The 21,156-nt window shown below is 69.0% G+C and carries 13 protein-coding genes and 2 pseudogenes; all 15 read left to right on the top strand.

The window, feature by feature from the left end; translation table 11 throughout:
• The first annotated feature begins 352 nt into the window (after positions 1-352).
• The 15 genes and pseudogenes from TFC3_RS02225 to TFC3_RS02155 all read left to right on the top strand — a co-directional run bounded on the left by TFC3_RS02225 (position 353) and on the right by TFC3_RS02155 (position 21,153).
• The gene (locus TFC3_RS02225) at positions 353-1,447 is read left to right on the top strand and encodes a multicopper oxidase domain-containing protein (RefSeq protein ID WP_236717947.1); all 1,095 of its coding nucleotides are present in this window, start codon (positions 353-355) and stop codon (positions 1,445-1,447) included.
• A complete protein-coding gene (locus tag TFC3_RS02220; protein ID WP_067494874.1) occupies positions 1,444-5,340 on the top strand; it encodes a ThuA domain-containing protein in 3,897 nt (1,298 codons plus the stop codon). The genes TFC3_RS02225 and TFC3_RS02220 overlap by 4 nt, the downstream gene beginning before the upstream one ends.
• A gap of 9 nt (positions 5,341-5,349) precedes the next feature.
• Positions 5,350-6,831, top strand: coding sequence for a plastocyanin/azurin family copper-binding protein (locus tag TFC3_RS02215; protein ID WP_067494871.1), 1,482 nt, complete (start codon positions 5,350-5,352; stop codon positions 6,829-6,831).
• 35 nt (positions 6,832-6,866) lie between these two features.
• Positions 6,867-7,844: a hypothetical protein gene (locus TFC3_RS02210; protein WP_067494868.1), complete on the top strand. Its 978-nt coding sequence runs from the start codon at positions 6,867-6,869 to the stop codon at positions 7,842-7,844.
• 192 nt (positions 7,845-8,036) lie between these two features.
• Positions 8,037-8,915 (top strand): SMP-30/gluconolactonase/LRE family protein, encoded by an 879-nt coding sequence (locus tag TFC3_RS02205; RefSeq protein ID WP_067494865.1) that lies wholly within the window; start codon positions 8,037-8,039, stop codon positions 8,913-8,915.
• Between the two features lie 171 nt (positions 8,916-9,086).
• A complete protein-coding gene (locus tag TFC3_RS02200; RefSeq protein WP_067494861.1) occupies positions 9,087-9,614 on the top strand; it encodes a hypothetical protein in 528 nt (175 codons plus the stop codon).
• 75 nt (positions 9,615-9,689) lie between these two features.
• Complete coding sequence (locus TFC3_RS02195) at positions 9,690-10,661, top strand: hypothetical protein (protein ID WP_082771818.1); 972 nt, start codon at positions 9,690-9,692, stop codon at positions 10,659-10,661.
• A gap of 17 nt (positions 10,662-10,678) precedes the next feature.
• Positions 10,679-11,185 (top strand): annotated as a pseudogene (locus TFC3_RS02190) (type VII secretion system-associated protein); the annotation flags it as partial.
• 113 nt (positions 11,186-11,298) lie between these two features.
• Positions 11,299-11,793: pseudogene (locus TFC3_RS02185) on the top strand (type VII secretion system-associated protein); the annotation flags it as partial.
• Positions 11,794-11,933: 140 nt separating this feature from the next.
• On the top strand, positions 11,934-12,668 hold the full coding sequence (locus tag TFC3_RS02180; protein ID WP_067494854.1) for a hypothetical protein: 735 nt from the start codon (positions 11,934-11,936) through the stop codon (positions 12,666-12,668).
• 339 nt (positions 12,669-13,007) lie between these two features.
• Positions 13,008-14,099 carry an ABC transporter substrate-binding protein gene (locus tag TFC3_RS02175; protein ID WP_067494849.1) on the top strand — a complete coding sequence of 364 codons (1,092 nt, stop codon included), beginning with the start codon at positions 13,008-13,010 and terminating at the stop codon, positions 14,097-14,099.
• Positions 14,100-14,559: 460 nt separating this feature from the next.
• The gene (locus TFC3_RS02170; RefSeq protein ID WP_201787111.1) at positions 14,560-17,316 is read left to right on the top strand and encodes an AbfB domain-containing protein; all 2,757 of its coding nucleotides are present in this window, start codon (positions 14,560-14,562) and stop codon (positions 17,314-17,316) included.
• Between the two features lie 333 nt (positions 17,317-17,649).
• Positions 17,650-19,188: a sugar ABC transporter ATP-binding protein gene (locus TFC3_RS02165; RefSeq protein WP_067494844.1), complete on the top strand. Its 1,539-nt coding sequence runs from the start codon at positions 17,650-17,652 to the stop codon at positions 19,186-19,188.
• On the top strand, positions 19,175-20,143 hold the full coding sequence (locus TFC3_RS02160) for an ABC transporter permease (protein WP_067494841.1): 969 nt from the start codon (positions 19,175-19,177) through the stop codon (positions 20,141-20,143). Before TFC3_RS02165 ends, TFC3_RS02160 begins: the two co-directional genes overlap by 14 nt.
• Positions 20,140-21,153, top strand: coding sequence for an ABC transporter permease (locus TFC3_RS02155; RefSeq protein ID WP_236717946.1), 1,014 nt, complete (start codon positions 20,140-20,142; stop codon positions 21,151-21,153). Before TFC3_RS02160 ends, TFC3_RS02155 begins: the two co-directional genes overlap by 4 nt.
• Positions 21,154-21,156: the final 3 nt, after the last annotated feature.

Here is a 21,156-nt window from a genome sequence, read left to right as displayed (position 1 = left end):
CCACCCTCAGTCACCTATGACACGCCCCCGTACCGTCCCCACTACACAAGATCACCGTTACGGAGCCGCTGGTAACCGCGCCGGGAGCGCTTCCACGAGACGGGCGGCAGCCACCACGTACGGTCGGGTAGCCGTCATGAACTGCCCAAATAGCGCACAGCGGGGGTGGGCTGATTCCCCTGTAGAGCTTCACTTTTGTCGATTCCAAACATAGATTGATGTCGACTGACGAAAGTTTTGGGACGCGGCCGCCGGGAGCTTCGATGACGCTGAGCTACCGGACAGACGGCGCGTCAGATCGGGTTGGATCGATGCGTGCGCTGCCTGGCGCGGCGACCACGGATGGAGACGCATGGCCTCTGACAACACGGCCTCTGACAACACGGCCATGGGTAACACGGCCGCCGGCAACACGGCCGATGACAACGTTGGCACACCTCGCGGCGGGCTGTCGCGGCGCTCGCTGATCGCGACCGGGGCGCTGGGTCTGACGGTGCCCGCCGCCATCGCGCTGACCGGGCACGACAGCGCGGCGCGGGCCGCCGGGGCGGTGCAGAAGCTGACCATCTACGCCGAGGCGCTGCCCGGCAACCTGTACGGCTACGGCTTCGAACGCGGCAAGGCCACCGTGCCCGGCCCGGCCCTGGAGATGTACGAGGGCGACACCCTGGAGATCACCCTGGTCAACACCACCGACCAGCGGCTGTCGATCCACCCGCACGGCGTGGACTACAGCGTCGGCTCCGACGGCTCGCCGTTCAACGCCTCGTACAACAACCCCGGCGAGACCCGGACCTACGTGTGGCGCTCACACGAGATGACCGCGGCGGCCGGGCGCCGGTTCATGCCGGGCAGCGCCGGATACTGGCACTACCACGACCACGCGATGGGCACCGAGCACGGCACCCTCGGCGTCGCCCGCGGCCTGTACGGCGCCCTGATCGTGCGCCGCCGCGGCGACATCCTGCCCGACAAGCAGTTCACCGTGGTCTTCCACGACATGCTCATCAACAACAAGGTGGCGCCCAACACCCCGATGTTCGAGGCCAACCTGGGCCAGCGCGTCGAGTGGGTGGCCATCGGGCACGGCAACACCCTGCACACCTTCCACCTGCACGCGCACCGCTGGGTGGACAACCGCACCGGGATGCTCGAGGGGCCCAACGACCCCAGCATCCCGGTGGACAACAAGGACCTCAACCCCGGCAGCTCGTTCGGCTTCCAGGTGCTCGCCGGCGAGGGCGTCGGCCCCGGCGCCTGGATGTACCACTGCCACGTGCAGACCCACTCCGACGGCGGCATGGCCGGCGTCTTCCTGGTGCGCAACGCCGACGGCAGCATGCCACCGGGCGCGCAGGAGGCCATCGACCGCTTCCGGGGTCACGTGCACGGCACCAGCGCTCAGCAGGCTCCGGAAACCCACGACCACGGAGGGCCGGCTCAATGAGACGAAGAATCGCCGCAGCAGCAGCGCTCACACTCGCGACAGGCCTGATCGCGGCGCCGTCAACGCCCGCTGCCGCCGCACCAACGGCGGCACCGACGCCCGGCGTGCTGGTGTTCCACGGCCCGGCGGCCCAGCAGGAGGACCCGGTCACCGAGGCCACCGCAGCCGTCAAGGAACTCGGCGCCTCGGCCGGCGTGCCGGTCACCACCTCCAGCGACCCCGCGGTCTTCTCCGCCACCACCCTGGCCGGCTACCGAGCCGTGGTCTTCCTGTCCGCCACCGGTGCGAGCCTGTCCCGGGACCAGGAAACCGCCCTGCAGAACTACGTCAAGGCGGGCAACGGCTTCCTCGGTATCGGTGACGCGGCCAAGGCCCAGCTCGACTCGGCCTGGTTCACCGGGCTGATCGGCACCCGCCCGGCGGGTGCGATCCCCAACGCCGAACCGGTGGCCAAGGTGAGCGCCAGCGGCGAGAACCCGCCGAACGAGGTCGCCACCAAGCTGACCGACGGCGACGCGAACACCAAGTGGCTCGCCCGCACCCCGACCGCCTGGGTCACCTTCGAGCTGGCCGCCGAGAAGGCCGTCACCGGGTACGCGCTGACCTCGGCCAACGACTCCGCCGGGCGCGACCCCAGGGACTGGACGCTGCAGGGCTCACCCGACGGGCAGAACTGGACCGATGTGGACCGGCGCACCGGTGAGGTGTTCGCCGAGCGCTTCCAGACGCGCCGCTTCACCCTGGCCGCCGCCGCGACGTACAAGTTCTTCCGGCTCACCATCACCGCCAACAGCGGGGAGCCGCTCACCCAGCTCGCCGACCTGCGGCTGTTCACCGGTGCGGTCACCACCCCGCCGCCGCCAGCGGTCAACCGGGCCGTCGTCGACGTGCTGGACCGTCAGCACCCCGCGACCCGGGACCTGCCGCTGACCGTCACGCGCAGCGACCGCTGGTACAACTGGGATCCCAACCCGATCGGCGCGGTGCACACCGTCGCGCAGGTCGAGGAACGCCACTACGACCCGGGTCCCGGCGCGAACGGCGCGTTCCACCCGGTGTCCTGGTGCCGCGACTACGAGGGCGGCCGGTCCTTCTACACCGGCATGGGCCACACCGCCGCGGGTTACGCCGAGGACGCCTTCCGCAAGCACCTGGCGGGCGCGCTGAACTGGACCGCCGGCCTGGTCCGCGGTGACTGCCAGGCCACCATTGCCGCCAACTACAAGACCGAGCGGCTGACCGCGGCCAACCAGAGCGGCCGGCTCGACCAGATCGGCGAGCCGCACGGGCTCACCGTCGCGCCGGGCGGCACAATCTTCTACGTCGGCAAGGCGGCCTGCCCGAGCGGTCCGATCGTCGGCTGGAGCAACCCTGACGTGGGCCTGGGCTGCGGCACGATCCACTCCTATGACCCGGCCACCAAGCAGGTGAAGCTGCTGACCACGTTGCCGGTGATGGGCAACCGGGGCAGTGGCGACGAACTGGTCAAGAACGAGGAGGGCCTGCTCGGCATCGTCGCGGACCCCAGGTTCACCGAGAACGGCTGGCTCTACATCTACTGGATGCCGCACGACTCGATCGACCGCGAGAAGCGCATCGGGCAGCGCACGATCAGCCGGTTCACGTACTCCGGTGGCGCGATCGATGTCGCCTCCCGCAAGGACCTGCTGAAGTTCCCGGTGCAGATCCACAGCTGCTGTCACGCCGGGGGCGGCATGGCCTTCGACGCCAAGGGCAACCTGTACGTCGGCTCGGGTGACAACAACTCCTCCGAGGGTTCGTCGGGTTACTCCGGCAACAACTGGACCAAGGAGTACGCGGGCACCTCGTTCCAGGACGCGCGGCGTACCTCGGGTAACACCAACGACCTCGCCGGGAAGATCATCCGCATCCACCCGGAGGCCGGCGGCACGTACACGATCCCGCAGGGCAACCTGTTCCCGGAGGGCACCGCGAAGACCCGCCCCGAGATCTACGTGATGGGGGTGCGCAACATCGCGCGCCTGCAGATCGACGAGGAGAAGCAGTGGCTGACCGCCGGCTGGGTCGGCCCCGACGCCTCCTCGCCCAGCCCGGCGCTGGGCCCGGCCAAGTACGAGACCGCCACGATCCTCACCTCGGCTGGCAACCAGGGCTGGCCGTACTGCATGGGCAACCGCCAGCCGTACCGCGACCGCAGCAGCACCGACGCCACGGTCCTGACCGGCTGGTACGACTGCAACAACCTCAAGAACGAGTCGCCGCGCAACACCGGGCTGGTCGACATCCCGCCCGCGCGCGACAACATGATCTGGTACTCGCCCGACGGTGGCGGCCCGGTGTTCCCACCGCGCGCCGATGGCAGTGGCGTCCCGACCTACAACGCCGCTGACGCCACATACACCCAGCCCTACCTGCGCGGTGGCGGTCAGGCCGTGATGTCGGGCCCGACGTACCACTACGACCGGGTGCCGGCCGGCACCGCCGGGGCGTGGCCGCGTTACTGGGACGACAAGTGGTTCATCGGTGACGAGTCCAACGCCAACAACCGGGTGGCGGTCACCGTCGACCCGGCCGGGGTGCCGGCGCAGTCGCCACCGCCGTTCGCCGAGTCGCTGCGCGCGATCCTGCCCGCCGGCGGCGGGGACACCAAGCTGCAGTCCTGGATGGACGCCAAGTTCGGGGCTGACGGTGCGCTCTACCTGCTGGACTACGGCAGCGGCTTCTTCAGCCTCAGCCCGTCGCAGAAGCTGCTCAAGGTCAGCTACACCGGCGGCCCGGCGACCCCGGTGCCGGCTGCGAACGCGGTTGCGGTGCAGAACAAGCCGCTGACGTACGCCTTCACCGGTTCGCGCTCCGGCGGGGTCAGCCACAGCTGGGACTTCGGTGACGGGTCGACCTCCACCGAGGCGGATCCGCGGCACACGTACGCCCGCACCGGCACCTTCACCGTCAAGCACACCGTCACCTACGCCGACGGCGAGAAGGCCACCGTCACGACCACCCTGACCGTGGGCTGCACCGTCTCCGACGACCACGCCACCGTCTTCATCGGCGACACCGACACCGGGGTGCCCAACCTGAACGCCGGGGGCGGCTGCACGATCAACGACCTGATCGACGACGAGAGCACCTGGCCCGACCACGACAGCTTCGTCCGGCACGTCACCACGGTGGTCAGCACGCTGCCGCTGACCGAGCGGCAGAAGGGCACGCTGACCCGCGCCGCGGCGTCCTCGCCGATCGGCCGGGACGGCTACCAGGGGTACGAGCCGTTGTTCGACGGCACCGCGGCCTCGCTGCTCGGCTGGGAACAGGCGCCTTCGGGTTCGTTCAGCCTCCAGAGCGACGGTTCTCTGCGTTCCGCCGGTGGGCTGGGCATGCTCTGGCACACCCGCGAGTTCGCCGACTTCTCGGTGAAGCTGCAGTTCAAGGACATCGCGCCGGGCGACGCGCGGGCCAACAGCGGGGTGTTCATCCGCTTCCCCGATCCGCGTACCCCGCTGGAACAGCGTCCGCCGGGTAGTTGCGCCACGGTGGGCTCGGCGCGTACCTCGCAGGCATGGGTGGCCATCTACTGCGGTCATGAGATCCAGATCTATGACGGCGAGACCGGTGAGGTGCAGAAGACCGGCTCGGTCTACAACTTCGACCCGCAGCCGATCTCCGCGGCCGGGGCGACGCCGAAGAACGTCTGGAACAACTACGAGATCCGCGCGGCCGGGCAGCACTACACGATCATCCGCAACGGCAAGGTGATCAACGAGTTCGACAACACCCCCGGCAAGCAGTCCTCGCGAGCCGGGGACCCGCCGACCGACCTGCGGCAGTTCCTGCGCGGCCACATCGGGTTGCAGAACCACAGCGACACCGACCTGATCGAGTTCCGCAACATCCGGGTGCGCAATCTTTAGGAAGAGGCTATGACGGTACGTTCAAAAACCGGTGCTGTGCTGCTGGGCTTGCTGCTGGCAGTCGCCCCGGTGCTCACCCCGCCGGTTCAGGCGGCCCCGGTGCAGACCTTGACCTGGACCGGTAACGACGACACCACCAAGTACCGGTCGGCGCCCACCGAGGCGGTCACCGGCGAAACCACCGTTGTTTTCGAGAACAGCGCGGCCACCGGCAACACGACGGGCATGCCGCACACGCTGACCTTCGACACCACCACGGAGGGCTACAACCATGACGTCGCGCTGAACATCCTGGCCAGCCCGTTCGACACCGAGAACGGCCGGCACACGACAACGGTGACCCTGACCGCGGGCAAGTACCGCTACTTCTGCACGATTCCCGGGCACAGCACCATGGTCGGCGAGCTCGTGGTCACCGGCGGCGGGCCGGTCGAGGACACCACCGCGCCGACGGTCAGCGCCTCGGTGACCGGGGGCGAGGGTTCGGCGACGGTCACGGTGACCGCCACCGACAGCGGTTCCGGGGTCGGCACCGTCGAGTACCAGATCGACGGCGGGGCCTGGACGCGCTACACCGCCCCGGTGGTGGTCAGCACGGTCGGCGAGCACCTCGCGCGCTACCGGGCCACCGACAAGGCGGGCAACACCTCCGAGCCCGGCTCGGCGACGTTCACCGTCACCGAGCCCAGCGACGAGGATGTGACCGCGCCGACCGTCACCGCCCAGGTCAGCGGTCAGCAGGACGCCGGCGGCAACTACGTGGGCCCGGCGAGCGTCACGCTCACGGCCACCGATGACGACTCCGGTGTGGCCCGCATCGAGTACCAGGTCGACGGCGGTGCGTGGACCGCGTACACGCAGCCCGTGGTGGTCAACACGGTGGGCATGCACATGGTCCACTACCGGGCCACCGACAACGCCGGGAACACCTCGGCCGAGCAGATGGCCCACATCGTGGTGGTGGCCCCGCCGGCCGAGGACACCACCCCGCCCACGGTCACCGCCGCAGCCACCGGCGGCGACGGCTCGGCCACGGTCACGGTGACCGCCACCGACGCCGGTTCGGGTGTGGCCACCATCGAGTACGCGCTCGACAACGGCGCCTGGACCCGGTACACCGCCCCGATCGTGGTCACCGCTCCCGGCTCGCACACGCTGCGCTACCGGGCGACGGATAACAAGGGCAACACCGCCGCCGAACAGTCGCTGGCCTTCACCGTCGAGCCCGGCGGCACCGACGGCTGTCCCGGCTCCGACACCCGGGCCACGGTGGTCATCGGCTCCGACGACACCGGCGTGGCCAACACCGACACCGGCAACGGCTGCACCATCAGCGACCTGATCGCCGAGCACGCCACCTATGCGACCCACGCCGCCTTCGTGCGCCACGTGCAGACGGTCACCGACCGGTTGAGCGCGGCCGGCACCCTGACCGCGCGCCAGGCCGGGACCATCGTGCGGGCGGCGGCCCGCTCGGGCATCGGCTCATGAGAACCACATCCACCCTCCGGACAGGAGCAGCAAGCATGAGACGAACAGTCGTCCTCGCCGTCACCACCACCGCCGCCGTTGCCGCCGGCGTGCTGGGGGCCGCCCCGAGCGCCAGCGCCGACCTGGTCACCTACTGTGTCGGCACCGGCGGTGCGGTGACCGTACCCAATGATCTGTTTGTGCCCGCAGGTGAGTCCTGCGCCCTCACCGGAACCATCATCACCGGCAACGTGAGCGTGGCGGCGGGCGCGAACCTGGTGGTCACCGGCGGCCGCGTCGACGGGCAGGTCAGCATCGCCGCGGACGGCTACCTGGACGCCAAGCAGAGCACCGTGCGGGGCGAGATCACGCTGGCCTCCGGCGGCTACGGCGTCTACCTGCAATCCGCGGAGAGCGGACCGATCACGGTACGGGCCAGGGGCTCGGCCACCGTCGACAGCTTCCTGTTCGCCGAGGACGCCAGCGTCACCGGTTCGGTCAACGCCTCGGCCGGCGAGATCCGCCTGGGCACCGGCAGCGAGGTGACGGGTTCGCTCAACACGACGGGCACGTACTACACCGACCTGCACGACTCGTTCGTCGACGGCGCGCTGTCGGTGCTCAACAGCAGCACCGGCAGCGTGGTCTGCGGCAGCGCGGTTCGCGGCCGGGGCACCTTCTCGGGCAACCGCGGCGGCGTGCAACTCGGCCCGGACGGCGCCCTGGACAGCTGCGCCTCGGGCGGCTACTTCGGCGCCGACGTCAGCATCACCAACACCACCGGCACGGCCACGGTCGCCGGCACCATCATCGACGGCAAGCTCACGGTCCAGCGCAACACCCCGGTCGCCCAGGTAGCCGCCAGCAACCGCATCCGCGGCGGCATCGTCGGTGACCCGGCCCCCGCCACGGCAGCGGCAAAGCGCCTGGGCGCGGCCGCCGCCTCCCGCGAGGACAAAACCGAGCAGCGCGCCGAGAAGCGCCACGACGCCGCGGTTGACGAGGCCGTAGCCGCAGGCGCTGCCAACCTCTGATGCGCTAACCGGCGGCAGGGCGGGATCCCCCATCCTGCCGCCGGCCCCTGACGATCCCCTTCGATCAATGAGACGGGGGACATCATCAGTGCCACCACCGCGGTCCTGGCCGCCGCCCTGACTCTCGCCACGCTGATTACCTGGCGGCACTTGAGCGGGTGTGATTCTGCGGTGAGGGGGGACTTGCCTGTCATGAGTGAAGTTGAGGTGCTGACTTGCGACCGGTACGAGCTCGGTGAAGGCTCCCGCTGGGTAGGTGACCGCCTGGTGCTGGTTGACATCCCGAACGGCCGGCTGCTCAGCGCGCCCGCCGATGCCCTCAAACCGGGCATGAACGCGCTGACCGAGCTGGTCCGCCTGGACGAGCCGCTCGCGGCGGTGGCCCCGATCGCCGACCGCCCCGGCGAGTGGCTGGCCGCCGCAGGAACCGGCTTCGTACGCCTAGGAGCTGTCTCGGGGATGGCCGTGAAACCAGTTGCCGAGCCCGAGCCGGTAACCAGCAAGCCGTGGCGGATGAACGACGCGGTGGCCGACCCGGCCGGGCGGTTCTGGGCCGGCAGCATGGCCTGCGACCAGTCCGCCAAGGCCGGAGCGCTGTACCGGCTGGATCCCGACGGCAGCGTGCACACCATGGTCCGGGACCTCACCGTCGCCAACGGACCCGCCTTCAGCCCGGACGGGCGGACCATGTACCTGTCCGACACCCCGCTCGGGCACATCGACCAATTCGACGTCGAGGCCGGCAGCGGACAGCTCAGCAACCGCCGTCCGTTCGCTCGCCTCGACCCCGGTCAGGGCTCCCCCGACGGCCTCACCGTCGACAGCGATGGTCATGTCTGGGCGGCTCTGTTCGGCGGCGGTGCTGTTCAGCGCTTCCGCCCCGACGGCGCACCCGATCGGCGCATCGCCGTACCCGCTCGACAGCCCACCAGTGTGTGCCTGGTCGGCGGCACCCTGATCGTCACCAGCGGCCGCGGCGGCCTCGACACCCCCGGCCCAGCCGACGGCGCAGTGCTGATCACCGAGGCCGGCGCCACCGGACGGACGGCCCTACCGGTCCGCGGTCACTGACCGCACCGCGGCGACCGCGTCGTCGACAAACCCGCTCAGCGACCGGTCGCCGTCCTGCTCCAACCACTGTTCGACTGCCACGTTGAGCACCGCCCCCTACAGCCCGCACCCCCAATTCCCCTGGAAGCCGTCCGCAACGTCGTAGTCCGCCAGAACGGCAAGATCATCGGCATGGGCTTCGCGAAGGGCTCCTATGGCCGCCGCCTGATCGAGGAGTTCGTCACCGCCGTCGACGCGAACCACGACAACTACGCCCGGTACGACCGCCACGGCACCACCGCCGTCTCGACCGCCACTCCCTGGGGCGGCCGCTCCGGCCTGAGCCCCACCCGGGTGTTCTGGCTCGACGCCGCCGCGACCAGCACCTCGTTCAAGCTGGAAGGCGCGACCTCCACCCGTACCCCCATAGTTGTCACCGGCACTCAGATGGCTGACCTGGTCCTGGCCTCCGGGGCCCTGCGGAACTCCCGCTCCGGCCTGGCGTCCGTCGTGGTGGTGCTCGGCTCGAACACCGCGAAGGACAAGACCGGTTCCGGGTACGACCTGCTGGTACGGCTGCGGCAGTTCGGCTTCACCGGGCAGGTGTACGGGGCTACCGGGTCGTTCCGGGCCAACCCCAGCGCCGGCAGCCTGTTTGTCGGCGAATACCGGCGTTTCGGGGTCGAAGACGGCAAGTACACCCGGATCAAGGAAAGTTGACCTGCCCGTTGGGGCACGCCTGTCAGCGGCCCCGACCGGCCGGTGCGAACACCGTGGTCGAATAGGTGCCACCTGATGGGCGACACGGACGAGGACGGCATGACGGAGCACGAAGCCGAGGTGGCCCGGCTGCATCGGGAGCTGCTGCGGCTGGCCGGCCGGCTGCCTGCCGACGTCCTGGCGCGGGCCCGGCTGGTGCTGGCCGAGGGATTCACCGAACCGGTGGCCAAGGCGCTCGACGCGGTCGCGCAGCTACGGGCCGAGCCGGCTTACAGTTTCACGCACGATCCTGATGCTGCTTTGGTCGTACCGGTGACAGATCTGACGTCTGGCCCGCTGACCGATCCTCTTGATCGCGCCGCGGTGCGGTCGCTGTCGCGGATCCCGCAGGCCATTGCCCTCTGGCGCTCCTGGCGGGTGCCGCCGCAGTGGGCCGCGCAAGCCGTTCATCCGGTACGCGTATACGTCGCCGAAATGGAGACCGACCCCCACCTTCTTCCGGGCGTGAGCGCGACTGTCATGCGTGACCTGGATCGGGCCGGCCTGGCTGACCCGCAGGTGGAGACGTACTCTTCGGCCGTGGAGCCGCCGCCTTACCAGGTGCAGGCCCGAGCGGCCTCAGCCCTGGTGTGGGCGGCCGGCGAGTTCCCCGCTGTGCGCATCGCTCGGGTCTTCGACAGGGGTGGCCCGGGTGGACCCCGGTTCGACGACGACCATGAGCGGGTCGACGGCCCGGAGCGTGACCGCGCCGTGTCCTACCTCGCCGCCGGCTCCCCGATCATGGCCACCACGCAGCGCACCACCGACATCATCGAGCCCTCGCGCGGCGCGGTCGTGCCGATGGGCTACCGCACCGATGGACGCTGGGTGTGGACCGACACGGTGGCGTACTACCTGAGCACCCACGGCCTGGCCCCGGACGCCGAGCTGTTCGCGGACATCCGGGCCGCCGGGTTCGTCGCACCGCAGCCCACGATCGTCGGCGAGCATCGCGCGCTGGCGGCATTGTTCGAGCCGCGGCCCGCGGTGGGCGCGCGGACGGCCTGACGCAGGAGGATCGGACGATGACCAGCCCCGCCGAGGCACCCGAAGAGGACAGCTTCTTCCTGCTCATGGATCCGGAATGGCTGCCCGAGCACGAGGGTGACACCCCGCCGTTCGAGTCCGTGGTCGGGTTGTGGCCGCTGGCCGGGGACGGCTCGGTGGGCCGGTTCCGCAGCAACCCGCAGTACCGGCCGGTGAACGAGAACTCGCCGTCCGACCCGGTTGACGCCCTGCTGCGCCTGACCGTACGCGGCGACGCCGGCATGGAACAACTGCAGCTCGTGCTCCGTGACAGCCTGGTCGACCAGGCGATGAACGGCGACGGGCGGCCGCTGATCGGCAAGTCCCCCGACGGCGTCCCGTGCGTCGTCATCGCGACCAGCACCCCGCACCGCGAGCGCATCGCGTCACCGGATTGGCGCCGCGCCGATCTCGACGAGGTGGTCGCCGCCCTACCGGACCAAGTGGATGTTCTGCTCAATCCGGGCGGACCGGCCACCGTGCGGCTCACCGGTGACTTCATCCGCGCCACCGCGGCGATGAAGGACGACGAGCTGACCGCGGCCCGGACGTCGTTCCGTTCGGAGGGCGACATCTCGGTAGAGCCGTGGCAGCCGGAGCAGACGGAAGGATCCAACTGATGCAGCCGGACCAGGAGAACTACTTCCTGCTGATGGACCCGGACTGGCGCCCGCAGCCCGGCGACGAGGTGCCCCCGCTGGAGGCGGTGATCGGATTGTGGCCGATCGACGCGGACGGCACGGTCGGCGCGTTCCGCGGCAACCCGGACTACGAGCCGCGCGACGACAACTCGGTGACCGACCCCCTCGACGCAATGCTGCGGCTGGCGATGCAGGGCCAGGTACGCGCCGAGCAGTTGCAGGTGATGATGCGCGACGCCCTGCTCGCCGCCGCACTCAACGGCGACGGCCGCCCGCTGATCCTCAAGTCCCCCGACGACGTGCGCTGCGTGGTGATCGCGACCAGCGCCGCCCAGCAGCGCCGGGTGAGCTCGCCGGACTGGCAGCAGGTGGACCTGATGGCCCTGGTGGCGCTGATCCCGGACGGGGTTGACGTGCTGTTCAACCCGGGCGGCCCGGTGCCGTTCCGGCTCACCGGTGACTTCGTGCGCGAGACGGCCATCATGAGCGACGAGGAGGTGGCCGACGCGTACGCCTCGTTCCGTGAGGAGCAGGCCGGCCAAGGCCTCCAGGTGATCCCGTGGGTGGTGGGCGACGACGAGGCCGAGGTGACCGTAGAGACGGCACCGGCGCGGTGACGGTGTTCGTCCCGGCGCTGCCGGATCAGCGCACCTTCGGGGGCCACGTGCCGCCGCTGCTGGACCTGGTCGGGCGCGAGCTGAGTAACGAGGTGGATGCCGCGGTCGTTCAGGCGGTAAGCCAGCGTCCCGGAGCGGTGGCGCTGTGGCGGGCCTGGCGGCTGACCCCGGGTCAGGAACCGGCCCGCACCTACGTCCTCGAGACGGCCGACCCGCTGATCATGAGCGGACTCGGTGACATTCCCATCGAGGTGTACGCCCAGGGCACCGAACCACAGCAGCCGACCCGATCCGCTCGTAACGCCGGCGCCCTGCTCTGGATGACTGCCGAGGCCCCGGCGCTGCACGTGGCGAGGGTTTTCGATGTCGTCGATGCCACCGGCGCCCGCTTCGACCCCGGCCACGAGCAGCTCAGCGATGATCTTGAAGAGGTGGCCTGCTATCTGGAGGCGGGCGCCCCGGTGCTCGCCACCGGAGCCCGGCTGACCGACGTGGTGGAGCCGGCCCGCGGCGAGGTCGTACCGATGAGCTACCGGACCGATGGTCACTGGCTCTGGACCGAATCGGTCGCCTACTATCTGCGGGCCTACCGGCTGGCTCCGGAGCCCGGCCTGCTCGCCCACATCCGAGCCGCGTCCGGCCTACCGGCGCCGGATCCGGCAGCCGAGCACCGGGCCCTGGCCCTACTGTTCCAATCAGCAGCCCTGATCCCGGCCGCCTCCCCAGGCTGACCGCGCCGGCGCCCTGGTCGCGGCCGCAGCGGGCCTACAGAAACGAACACCCCCATGTGCGAGCTTTGTCTACTGTGAGCGATCACATGTGCTGAATCGCGTCCTGAAAAAAGCCAGCACACCCTTGCGCGTCCCCCACGGCATCGTTTGAGCTGCCTTTACCCCTGTCTGCACCGATCCAGCCACGCGCCGTTGCGTTCGTTTTTGATTGATCACGTCGATGACCTTGACAAAAAAAGTTCGAGAGTGCGTGAATGTGTTTCCGGATCGTTAAGGGTTGATAGCAAGATCATCTTCTATGCACCGGGCCTGCCCGGCATCAATGAAGGAGCACCCGCCATGAGCGCCACATCGGGCCGCTGGAAGCCGGCGATCATCGCCATGAGTTCGACGTTGTTACTCCTCAGCGCGTGCGCCAAGTCCGAGGACAGCGACACGCCCGCCGCGACCAGCGGCGGCAACGCGTCTGCGGGTGCCCAGGTTGTCGAGTCGGCCGCCCCCGGTGCGAAGTCCTGCACGCTGGAGCAGTTCGGCGGCACCAAGATCGACCTCAAGACCGCCAAGGTCGGCTTCTCCCAGTCGGAGAAGGAGGCGAACCCGTTCCGCATCGCCGAGACGCAGTCCATCAAGGATGAGGCCGCGAAGGTCGGCATCCCGTCGGGCAACCTGCAGACCGCGAACGCGAACTCGCAGTTCAACAAGCAGATCGCCGACGTCGAGCAGATGATCGACTCGGGCGTCCAGCTACTGGTCATCGCGCCGCTGAACTCCGACGGCTGGGATTCGGTCTTCGCCAAGGCGTCGGCCAAGAAGATCCCGATCATCACGATCGACCGCAAGATCAACGCCACCTCCTGCACCGACTACCTGACCTTCATCGGTTCGGACTTCGAGAAGCAGGGCCAGCGCGCCGCCGACAAGATGGCCGCTGCGATGGGCAACAAGGGCTCGGTAGCGATCTTGCTCGGCGCCCCCGGTAACAACGTGACCACACTGCGCACCAAGGGCTTCAAGGACCAGATCGCCAAGGTCGCCCCGGAAATCAAGATCACGTTCGAGCAGACCGGTCAGTTCTCCCGCGAGGAGGGCCAGAAGGTCACCGAGCAGCTGCTGCAGTCCAACGGCGACATCAACGGCATCTACGCCGAGAACGACGAGATGGCGCTGGGTGCCGAGGTCGCGCTGAAGGGCGCCGGCAAGCAAAAGGGCGACGTCAAGATCGTCTCGATCGACGGTACGAAGGGAGCGGTGCAGGGCATCGCCGACGGCTGGATCAACGCCGTGATCGAGAGCAACCCGCGCTTCGGCCCGCTCGCCTTCCAGACGGCCACCAAGTTCTTCGACGGTGAGCCGATCCCCGAGGACATCATCATCAGCGACCGCGAGTACGACGAGACGAACGCCAAGGCCGACCTGAACAGCGCCTACTGAGTTTCTTGCCTCGCCTTCGCTGGGCGGGGCACCGCGCCCCCCGGAGCTCGCATCGAGGGCACCGAAACGGACCACGGCAAGAGGAGCCCAGTCCGTTTCGGCACCCTCGGCGCGAGCGGCGCAGTACAGGGGGTACTCGGCACCAGGGGGCACGGGCGACTGAGCCGATCAGGTGCACTGCACGGCAGAAGGGCGGGCGGGGCGTCAAGGCCCCGCCCGCAGCAAGACCTGGACCTCGCGCAAGACGTGCTTCCACCGTCGACAGACCCCTCGAAAACCCCTGGCCGGGGGCGAGGCGTCGGGTTGGTTGTGCGGTTGGGTTGATTCGGTGTTCATTGGTGTTCGTCTATTGCTTGTGATGTTCACGACCGTCACTATGTGTTTTCACACTGGTGACTCCCTCCCCCGATCCCGGGTCGCCGGCTCCCATCCCCGCAGCTCCTGGCGAAGGAGAAGCACCGTGACCGAACACCACCGCAGACCCTGGCGACGGCTGCTCGCCGTGATCACCGCGGCCCTGACGGCCACCATCGGCGCCCTCGTGGCGCCCGCCGGCCCCGCCTCGGCGTTCGCCCCCAAGACACCCCCGCTCAGCACCCCCTGGACGAACCAGGTGTCGACCACCAACCCGCTGCCGGAGTACCCCCGCCCGCAGCTGACCCGCCCCGACTGGCAGAGCCTCAACGGCATCTGGCAGTTCGCGGGCACCTCGAACCTCAACACTCCCCCGGTCAACCAGAACCTGGGCGAGGAGATCCTGGTCCCGTACCCCATCGAAAGCGCCCTCAGCGGGATCATGCGGCGTCAGGACTACTCGTACTACCGCCGCACCTTCACCGTCCCGACCGGCTGGTCCGGCAAGAACGTGCAGCTCAACTTTGGCGCAGTCGACTGGCAGTCGAAGGTGTGGGTGAACGGCACGCTGCTGGGCACGCACGAGGGCGGGTACGACAAGTTCTCGTACGACATCACCAGCGCTCTTCGCTCAGGCTCCAACGAGATCATCGTCGGCGTCTGGGATCCCACCGAGGGCCAGGACATCCCGGTCGGCAAGCAGCGCATCAACCGCGGCGGCATCATGTACACGCCGTACTCGGGCATCTGGCAGACCGTGTGGCTGGAACCGACGAACCCGGCGCGCATCACCCGCCTCGACACCACCCCGAACGTCTCCGCGGGCGGCCTCGACCTCATCGTGCAGGCGGCCAACGCCAGCGGCCAGTCCGTCACCGCGCAGGTCCTCTCCGGCGGCACTGTGGCCGGCACGGCCACCGGCACCGTTGGATCGTCATTCCGGATCTCGGTCCCGAACGCGCACCTCTGGACCCCCAGCGATCCCTTCCTGTACGACCTCAAGGTCACCCTCGCCAGCGGTGACGCGGTGGGCGGCTACTTCGGCATGCGCTCGCTCGGCATGGCGATGCTCGGCGGAGTCCTGCGCCCCACCCTCAACGGCAGGTTCGTCTACCAGCTCGGCACGCTGGACCAGGGTTACTGGCCCGACGGCATCTCCACCGCGCCCACCGACGCCGCGCTGCGCTTCGATCTGGAGCAGCAGAAGGCGCTCGGCTTCAACATGGTCCGCAAGCACATCAAGGTGGAGAGCGACCGCTGGTTCTACTGGGCCGACCGTCTCGGGCTGATGGTGTGGCAGGACATGCCGGCGCTGGGCAGCGGCAAGGAGCCCTCGGCGATCGGGCGCACCCGCTACGAGAAGGAGCTCAAGGAACTCGTCGACGAGCACAAGGGCATCACCTCGATCGTGCAGTGGGTGCCGTTCAACGAGGGCTGGGGCGAGTACGACGCCGGCCGCATCGCCGACCTGGTGAAGAGCTGGGACTCGACCCGGCTGGTCAACCACAACTCGGGTTCCAACTGCTGCGACTCCGACCCCGACCCGGGCAACGGCGACGTCATCGACGATCACATGTACGTCGGCCCCGGCATCACCCGCGCCCCCAGCGCCACCCGGATCGCAGTGAACGGCGAGTACGGCGGGCTCGGGCTGCGCGTGGCCGGTCACGAGTGGCCCACCGCGGGCAAGTTCGCCTACGAGTGGCTGCCCGACAGCAACGCCCTGACCAGCCGGTACGTCCAGATCACGGGCAAGCTGGTCGACCTGATCAACGGCAACGGGCTCTCCGGCAGCGTCTACACCGAGCCGACCGACGTGGAGGAGGAGCTCAACGGCTTCTTCACCTACGACCGGCAGGTGCAGAAGATGGACTTCGCCCGGGTGCGCGAGGTCAACCTGCGCGTGCTCGGGGCGGCCAACGGCACCACGCTGTCGACGAACAAGCTGGCCAGCCTGCGGGTGACCACGCCCGGCTACACCGGCAACTACCTGCGGCACCGCGAGGGCGCTGCCCGTACCGATGCCATCAGCGCCAGCAGCGCCGCCACCGACCGGCAGGACGCCACCTTCTACGTCCGCCCCGGCCTGGCCAGCAGCAGTTGCTACTCCTTCGAGTCGCGCAACTTCCCGGGCCAGTATCTGCGGCACCGCGCGTACCGGGTCTACAAGGAAGCCAACGACGGCGGCAGCACCTACAACGCCGATGCCACGTTCTGCGCGCGGCCAGGCTTGTCCGGAGGCGGCACCTCGCTGGAGGCCTACAACATGGCCGGCTACTACATGCGGCACCGCAACAGCGAAGTCTGGATGGACGCCAACACCGGCGGCTCGTTCAACGACGACGCCACCTGGGCCGTCTCGCCGGCGCTGTGGAAGAGCGGCGCCGACCTGACCGTCGGGCAGAACCGCTCGTTCCGCGTCACCACTCCCGGCTTCGACACCCGCTACCTGCGGCACAGGGAAGGGCTCGCCCGTACCGACGTGATCGGCACCGGCAGCGCGGCGACCGACCGTGCTGACGCCACCTTCACCGTACGGGCCGGGTTCGCCGATTCGAGCTGCTTCTCCTTCGAGTCGGTCAACTACCCGGGTCAGTACCTGCGGCACGCCAGCTACCGGCTGCAGAAGGCGTCGAACGACGGCACCACCACCTTCCAGCAAGACGCCACCTTCTGCGCGCAGCCCGCGCTGAACGGGGGTAGCGGCAACGTCTCGCTCGAGTCGTTCAACTACCCCGGCTACTTCTGGCGGCATTACGGCGAAGCGGTCTACGTCGCCACCAACGGCGGCGGCAACACCTGGGACAACCCGGGCAGCTTCGCGGCCGACGCCACCTGGAACAACGCCACCCCGCTGGGGTAGCGCGAACGACGGGCCGGGCGCACAGCGCCCGGCCCGCATCCGGACGAGGATTGATGAGGGCAGAAGGGTTGGTGAGGATCGTGGTCGACCAGCACAGGCGGTTCAGCCGGCTCGCTGCCCCCACGCCGTCGCGTCAGGCCGAACCGGATCGCCGAGTCGAGCGGCGTCCATCCCGGCACTGGCAGCTGTCTGCGGCCAAACCGCGGGCCGCCCATGACCTGGTTCCTAAGCGTCAACCCGGCTCCGCACCCGCGGGCAAGACCGGGACCGTCTCACCGCAAGGTAGGACTGCTAACCGTGGGCCCGCTAGGGCGCACTGAAAGGTAACGGAACATGCCGCTTCTTGAGGTCGCTGATGTCAGCAAGACCTTCCCGGGGGTGAGAGCCCTGGACGGGGTGTCTTTCACCCTCGAACCCGGGCAGGTCCATGCGCTGGTCGGCGAGAACGGCGCAGGCAAGTCCACATTGATCAAACTGTTGACCGGTGTCTACCAGCCGGACGGTGGGGAGCTGCGGTACCGCGACGAAGCGGCCAAGTTCGCCACGCCGATGGATGCGCAGAACGCCGGCATCTCCACCATTTATCAGGAAGTCAACCTCGTCCCGCTGATGAGCGTGGCGCACAACCTGTTCCTGGGCCGGGAGCCGCGTAACGCGTTCGGCCTGCTCGATGAGAAGCGGATGGTCCGCGAGGCGTCCGAGGTGCTGGTGCGCTACGGGGTCACCACCGACGTGCGGCGCCCGCTGGGCACGCTCGCGCTCGGGGCGCAGCAGATGGTGGCGCTGGCCCGAGCGGTGATGGTCGACGCCAAGGTCGTCATCATGGACGAGCCGACGTCGTCGCTGGAGCCGCGCGAGGTCGAGACGCTGTTCGGGGTCATCCACGACCTGCACTCGCGGGGCATCGGCATCGTCTACGTCAGCCACCGGATGGACGAGCTCTACCGGATCTGCGACACGGTGACGATCCTGCGCGACGGCAAGCTGGTGCACACCGGCAAGCTGGCCGACCTGGAGCGCATCAAGCTGGTCTCGATGATGCTGGGCCGCGACATGTCGGCGGTGCGCAAGGAGGGCTTCACCGGTTTCGGGGGCGGCAGCACCGGGGCCGAGGACGCCGCGCCGATCCTCAAGGTGTCCGGGCTGACCAGCCGGCACAAGCTGCATGACATCGGGTTCGCGGTGCGTCCCGGCGAGGTGGTCGGGCTGGGCGGGCTGCTCGGGGCCGGCCGCAGCGAGACGATCAAAGCGATCGGCGGTGCCTACCCGATCGATGAGGGCACGATCGAGGTCGATGGGCAGGAGCTGAAGAAGCCCACCACGGTACGAGCAATGCGCGCCGGCATCGCTGTGCAGCCCGAGGACCGCAAGGCCGAGGGCATCGTGCCCGGCCTGTCGATCCGCGAGAACATCGCACTGGCCGTGCTGCCCCGCAACTCCACGCTGGGCCTGGTCTCGGACCGCAAGATCGACAAAATTGTCGAGCAGTACATGACCCGGTTGCGGATCAAGGCCTCGGGCCCGGATCAGCGGGTCGGGGACCTGTCCGGCGGTAACCAGCAGAAGGTGCTGCTGGCCCGGCTGCTCGCCACGCAGCCCAAGGTGCTGCTGCTCGACGAGCCGACCCGCGGCATCGACGTGGGCGCCAAGGCGGAGGTGCAGGCGCTCATCGACGAACTGGCGGCCGACGGGCTCGGCGTCGTGCTGGTCTCCTCCGACGCCGAGGAGCTGGTCGAGGGGTCGGACCGGGTGGTCGTGCTGCGCGACGGCGCGGTCGTCGGCGAACTCGTCGGCGGCGATGTCACCACCGAGGCACTGCTCGAAACGATCGCGGCGGCCGCGGTCAAGGAGGAACGCAATGACAACAGCTGAGGCCGCTGCGGCACCCACCATCAGCATGGCCAAGATCAAATCCTGGCTGCCGGCGTACGGCGTGTACGTCGCCATCGCCTTTCTGGTGATCTACAACATCCTGTTCACCCCGAACTTCCTGGCCTGGAGCAACCTGCGCATCCAGCTGGTGCAGGTGGCCCCGGTCGTCATCGTCGCGCTCGGCATGGCGCTGGTGATCGCTACCGAGGGCATCGACCTGTCGGTGGGCTCGGTGATGGCCCTGGCCGCCGCGCTGATCCCGCTCTACCTCGGGTACGGCGTGTTCGCCGCGATCCTGATCTCGCTCGTCGCCGGCGTGGTGGTCGGCCTGATCAACGGCACGATGGTGGCCCGGGTCGGGCTGCAACCCATCGTGGCCACGCTGGCGTTGTTCGTCGGCGGCCGCGGCCTGGCCCTGGTGATCTCGGGCGGGCAGCTCAAGGACATCCGCAACGACGACTTCATCGCGCTGGGGTCGGGCAACCTGGCCAAACTGCCCACCCCGGTGTGGATCGCGCTGGCGCTGGTGCTGGTGGTCGCATTCATCGTGCGGTTCACCGTGTTCGGCCGGCGGCTGCTGGCCATCGGCGACAACCGGCCCGCCGCCGAGCTGGCCGGCGTCCCGGTCAAGCGGGTGCTGATCGTGGTGTACATCGCCTGCTCGGTGCTCGCCTCGATCGCCGGCCTGCTCGCGGTGGCCCGCATCCAGTCCAGCGACGCGTCGGCGGTGGGGCTGCTCATCGAGCTGTCCGCGATCACCGCCGTGGTGGTCGGCGGCACGCCGCTGACCGGCGGCAAGATCCGGGTGCTCGGCACGGTGGCCGGCGCGCTGCTCATGCAGCTCGTGGTGGCCACGATGATCAAGCACAACCTGCAGCCCTCGACGACCGAGATGGTGCAGGCCGTGATCATCCTCGTCGCCGTCTACGTCGCCCGAGAAAGGAAGTCCCGGTGAGCCAGGAAACCATTGTGGCCCCAGCGGCCGTCATCGCCGAGGACGAACGCAAGGCCGAGCGCACCGACCGGATTGTCGGACTGGTGCAGCGCCAGGGCGCGCTTGCGGTGCTCATCGTCGTCGTGATCATCGCGGCGGCCGCGTTCCCCAACTTCCGCAGCTTCGACAACACGGCGACCATCCTGGTCACCGCGGCCCCACCGGCGCTGATCGCGCTGGGTATGACCTTCGTGATCATCACCGGCGGCATCGACCTGTCCGTCGGGTCGCTCTACGTACTCGGCGGCGTCGTGTCGGCGTACGCCTCGCAATGGGGTCTGCTGCCCGCGTTTCTCGCACCTCTCGCCGTTTGCGGGCTCATCGGCGTGATGAACGGGCTGTTGATCGCGTACACCCGGATGGCGCCCTTCATCGTCACCCTGGCGGCCCTGCTCGGCGCTCGTGGCCTGATGCGCGCGCTGAGCTCCGAGGGTTCGAAGACCTACCTGGTCGAGAACGACGCGTTCCGCAGCTTCGGCACCGGCTCGTTCCTGGGCCTGGGCTACCCGGTCTGGCTGGTCGTGATCATGTTCGCGCTCGGCATGGTGCTGTTGTCGCGCACCCGCTTCGGCCACTCGGTGTACGCCGTCGGTGGCTCGGAAGATGCGGCCAGCCTGATGGGTGTGGCCGTGCGCCGCACCAAGGTGTGGGTCTATGTCATGTCCGGCCTGCTCGCGGGTCTGGCCGGAGCGATCAACGCGGCCAAGCTGGGCTCCGGCGTGACGGTGCTGGGCACCGGCATGGAACTCGATGCAATCGCCGCGGTGGTCATCGGTGGCACCTTGCTGACCGGTGGCGCGGGCACCATCGCCGGCACGATCGCCGGTGTGCTGCTGCTCGGGGTGATCCAGAACATGATCAACCAGGTCGGCAACGTGCCGAGCAGCTACCAGCAGGTGATCAGCGGCGCGTTCCTGGCCGTGGTGGTCGTGGCCCAGACCTACCTGGTCAAGCTGCGACGGCAGACCTGACAA

The organism is Actinoplanes sp. TFC3 (assembly GCF_001553785.1).
Lineage (GTDB): Bacteria > Actinomycetota > Actinomycetes > Mycobacteriales > Micromonosporaceae > Actinoplanes.
The sequence above is the reverse complement of the archived record's forward strand: the minus strand, read 5'-3'. Positions and strand labels throughout refer to the sequence as shown.

Coding starts and splice junctions, on each gene's coding strand:
- TFC3_RS02210 (WP_067494868.1), top strand. CDS start 6,867: ATGAGACGAACAGTCGTCCTCGCCGTCACCACCACCGCCGCCGTTGCC.
- TFC3_RS02160 (WP_067494841.1), top strand. CDS start 19,175: ATGACAACAGCTGAGGCCGCTGCGGCACCCACCATCAGCATGGCCAAG.
- TFC3_RS02195 (WP_082771818.1), top strand. CDS start 9,690: ATGGGCGACACGGACGAGGACGGCATGACGGAGCACGAAGCCGAGGTG.
- TFC3_RS02175 (WP_067494849.1), top strand. CDS start 13,008: ATGAGCGCCACATCGGGCCGCTGGAAGCCGGCGATCATCGCCATGAGT.
- TFC3_RS02225 (WP_236717947.1), top strand. CDS start 353: ATGGCCTCTGACAACACGGCCTCTGACAACACGGCCATGGGTAACACG.
- TFC3_RS02220 (WP_067494874.1), top strand. CDS start 1,444: ATGAGACGAAGAATCGCCGCAGCAGCAGCGCTCACACTCGCGACAGGC.
- TFC3_RS02200 (WP_067494861.1), top strand. CDS start 9,087: ATGGGCTTCGCGAAGGGCTCCTATGGCCGCCGCCTGATCGAGGAGTTC.
- TFC3_RS02165 (WP_067494844.1), top strand. CDS start 17,650: ATGCCGCTTCTTGAGGTCGCTGATGTCAGCAAGACCTTCCCGGGGGTG.
- TFC3_RS02205 (WP_067494865.1), top strand. CDS start 8,037: ATGAGTGAAGTTGAGGTGCTGACTTGCGACCGGTACGAGCTCGGTGAA.
- TFC3_RS02215 (WP_067494871.1), top strand. CDS start 5,350: ATGACGGTACGTTCAAAAACCGGTGCTGTGCTGCTGGGCTTGCTGCTG.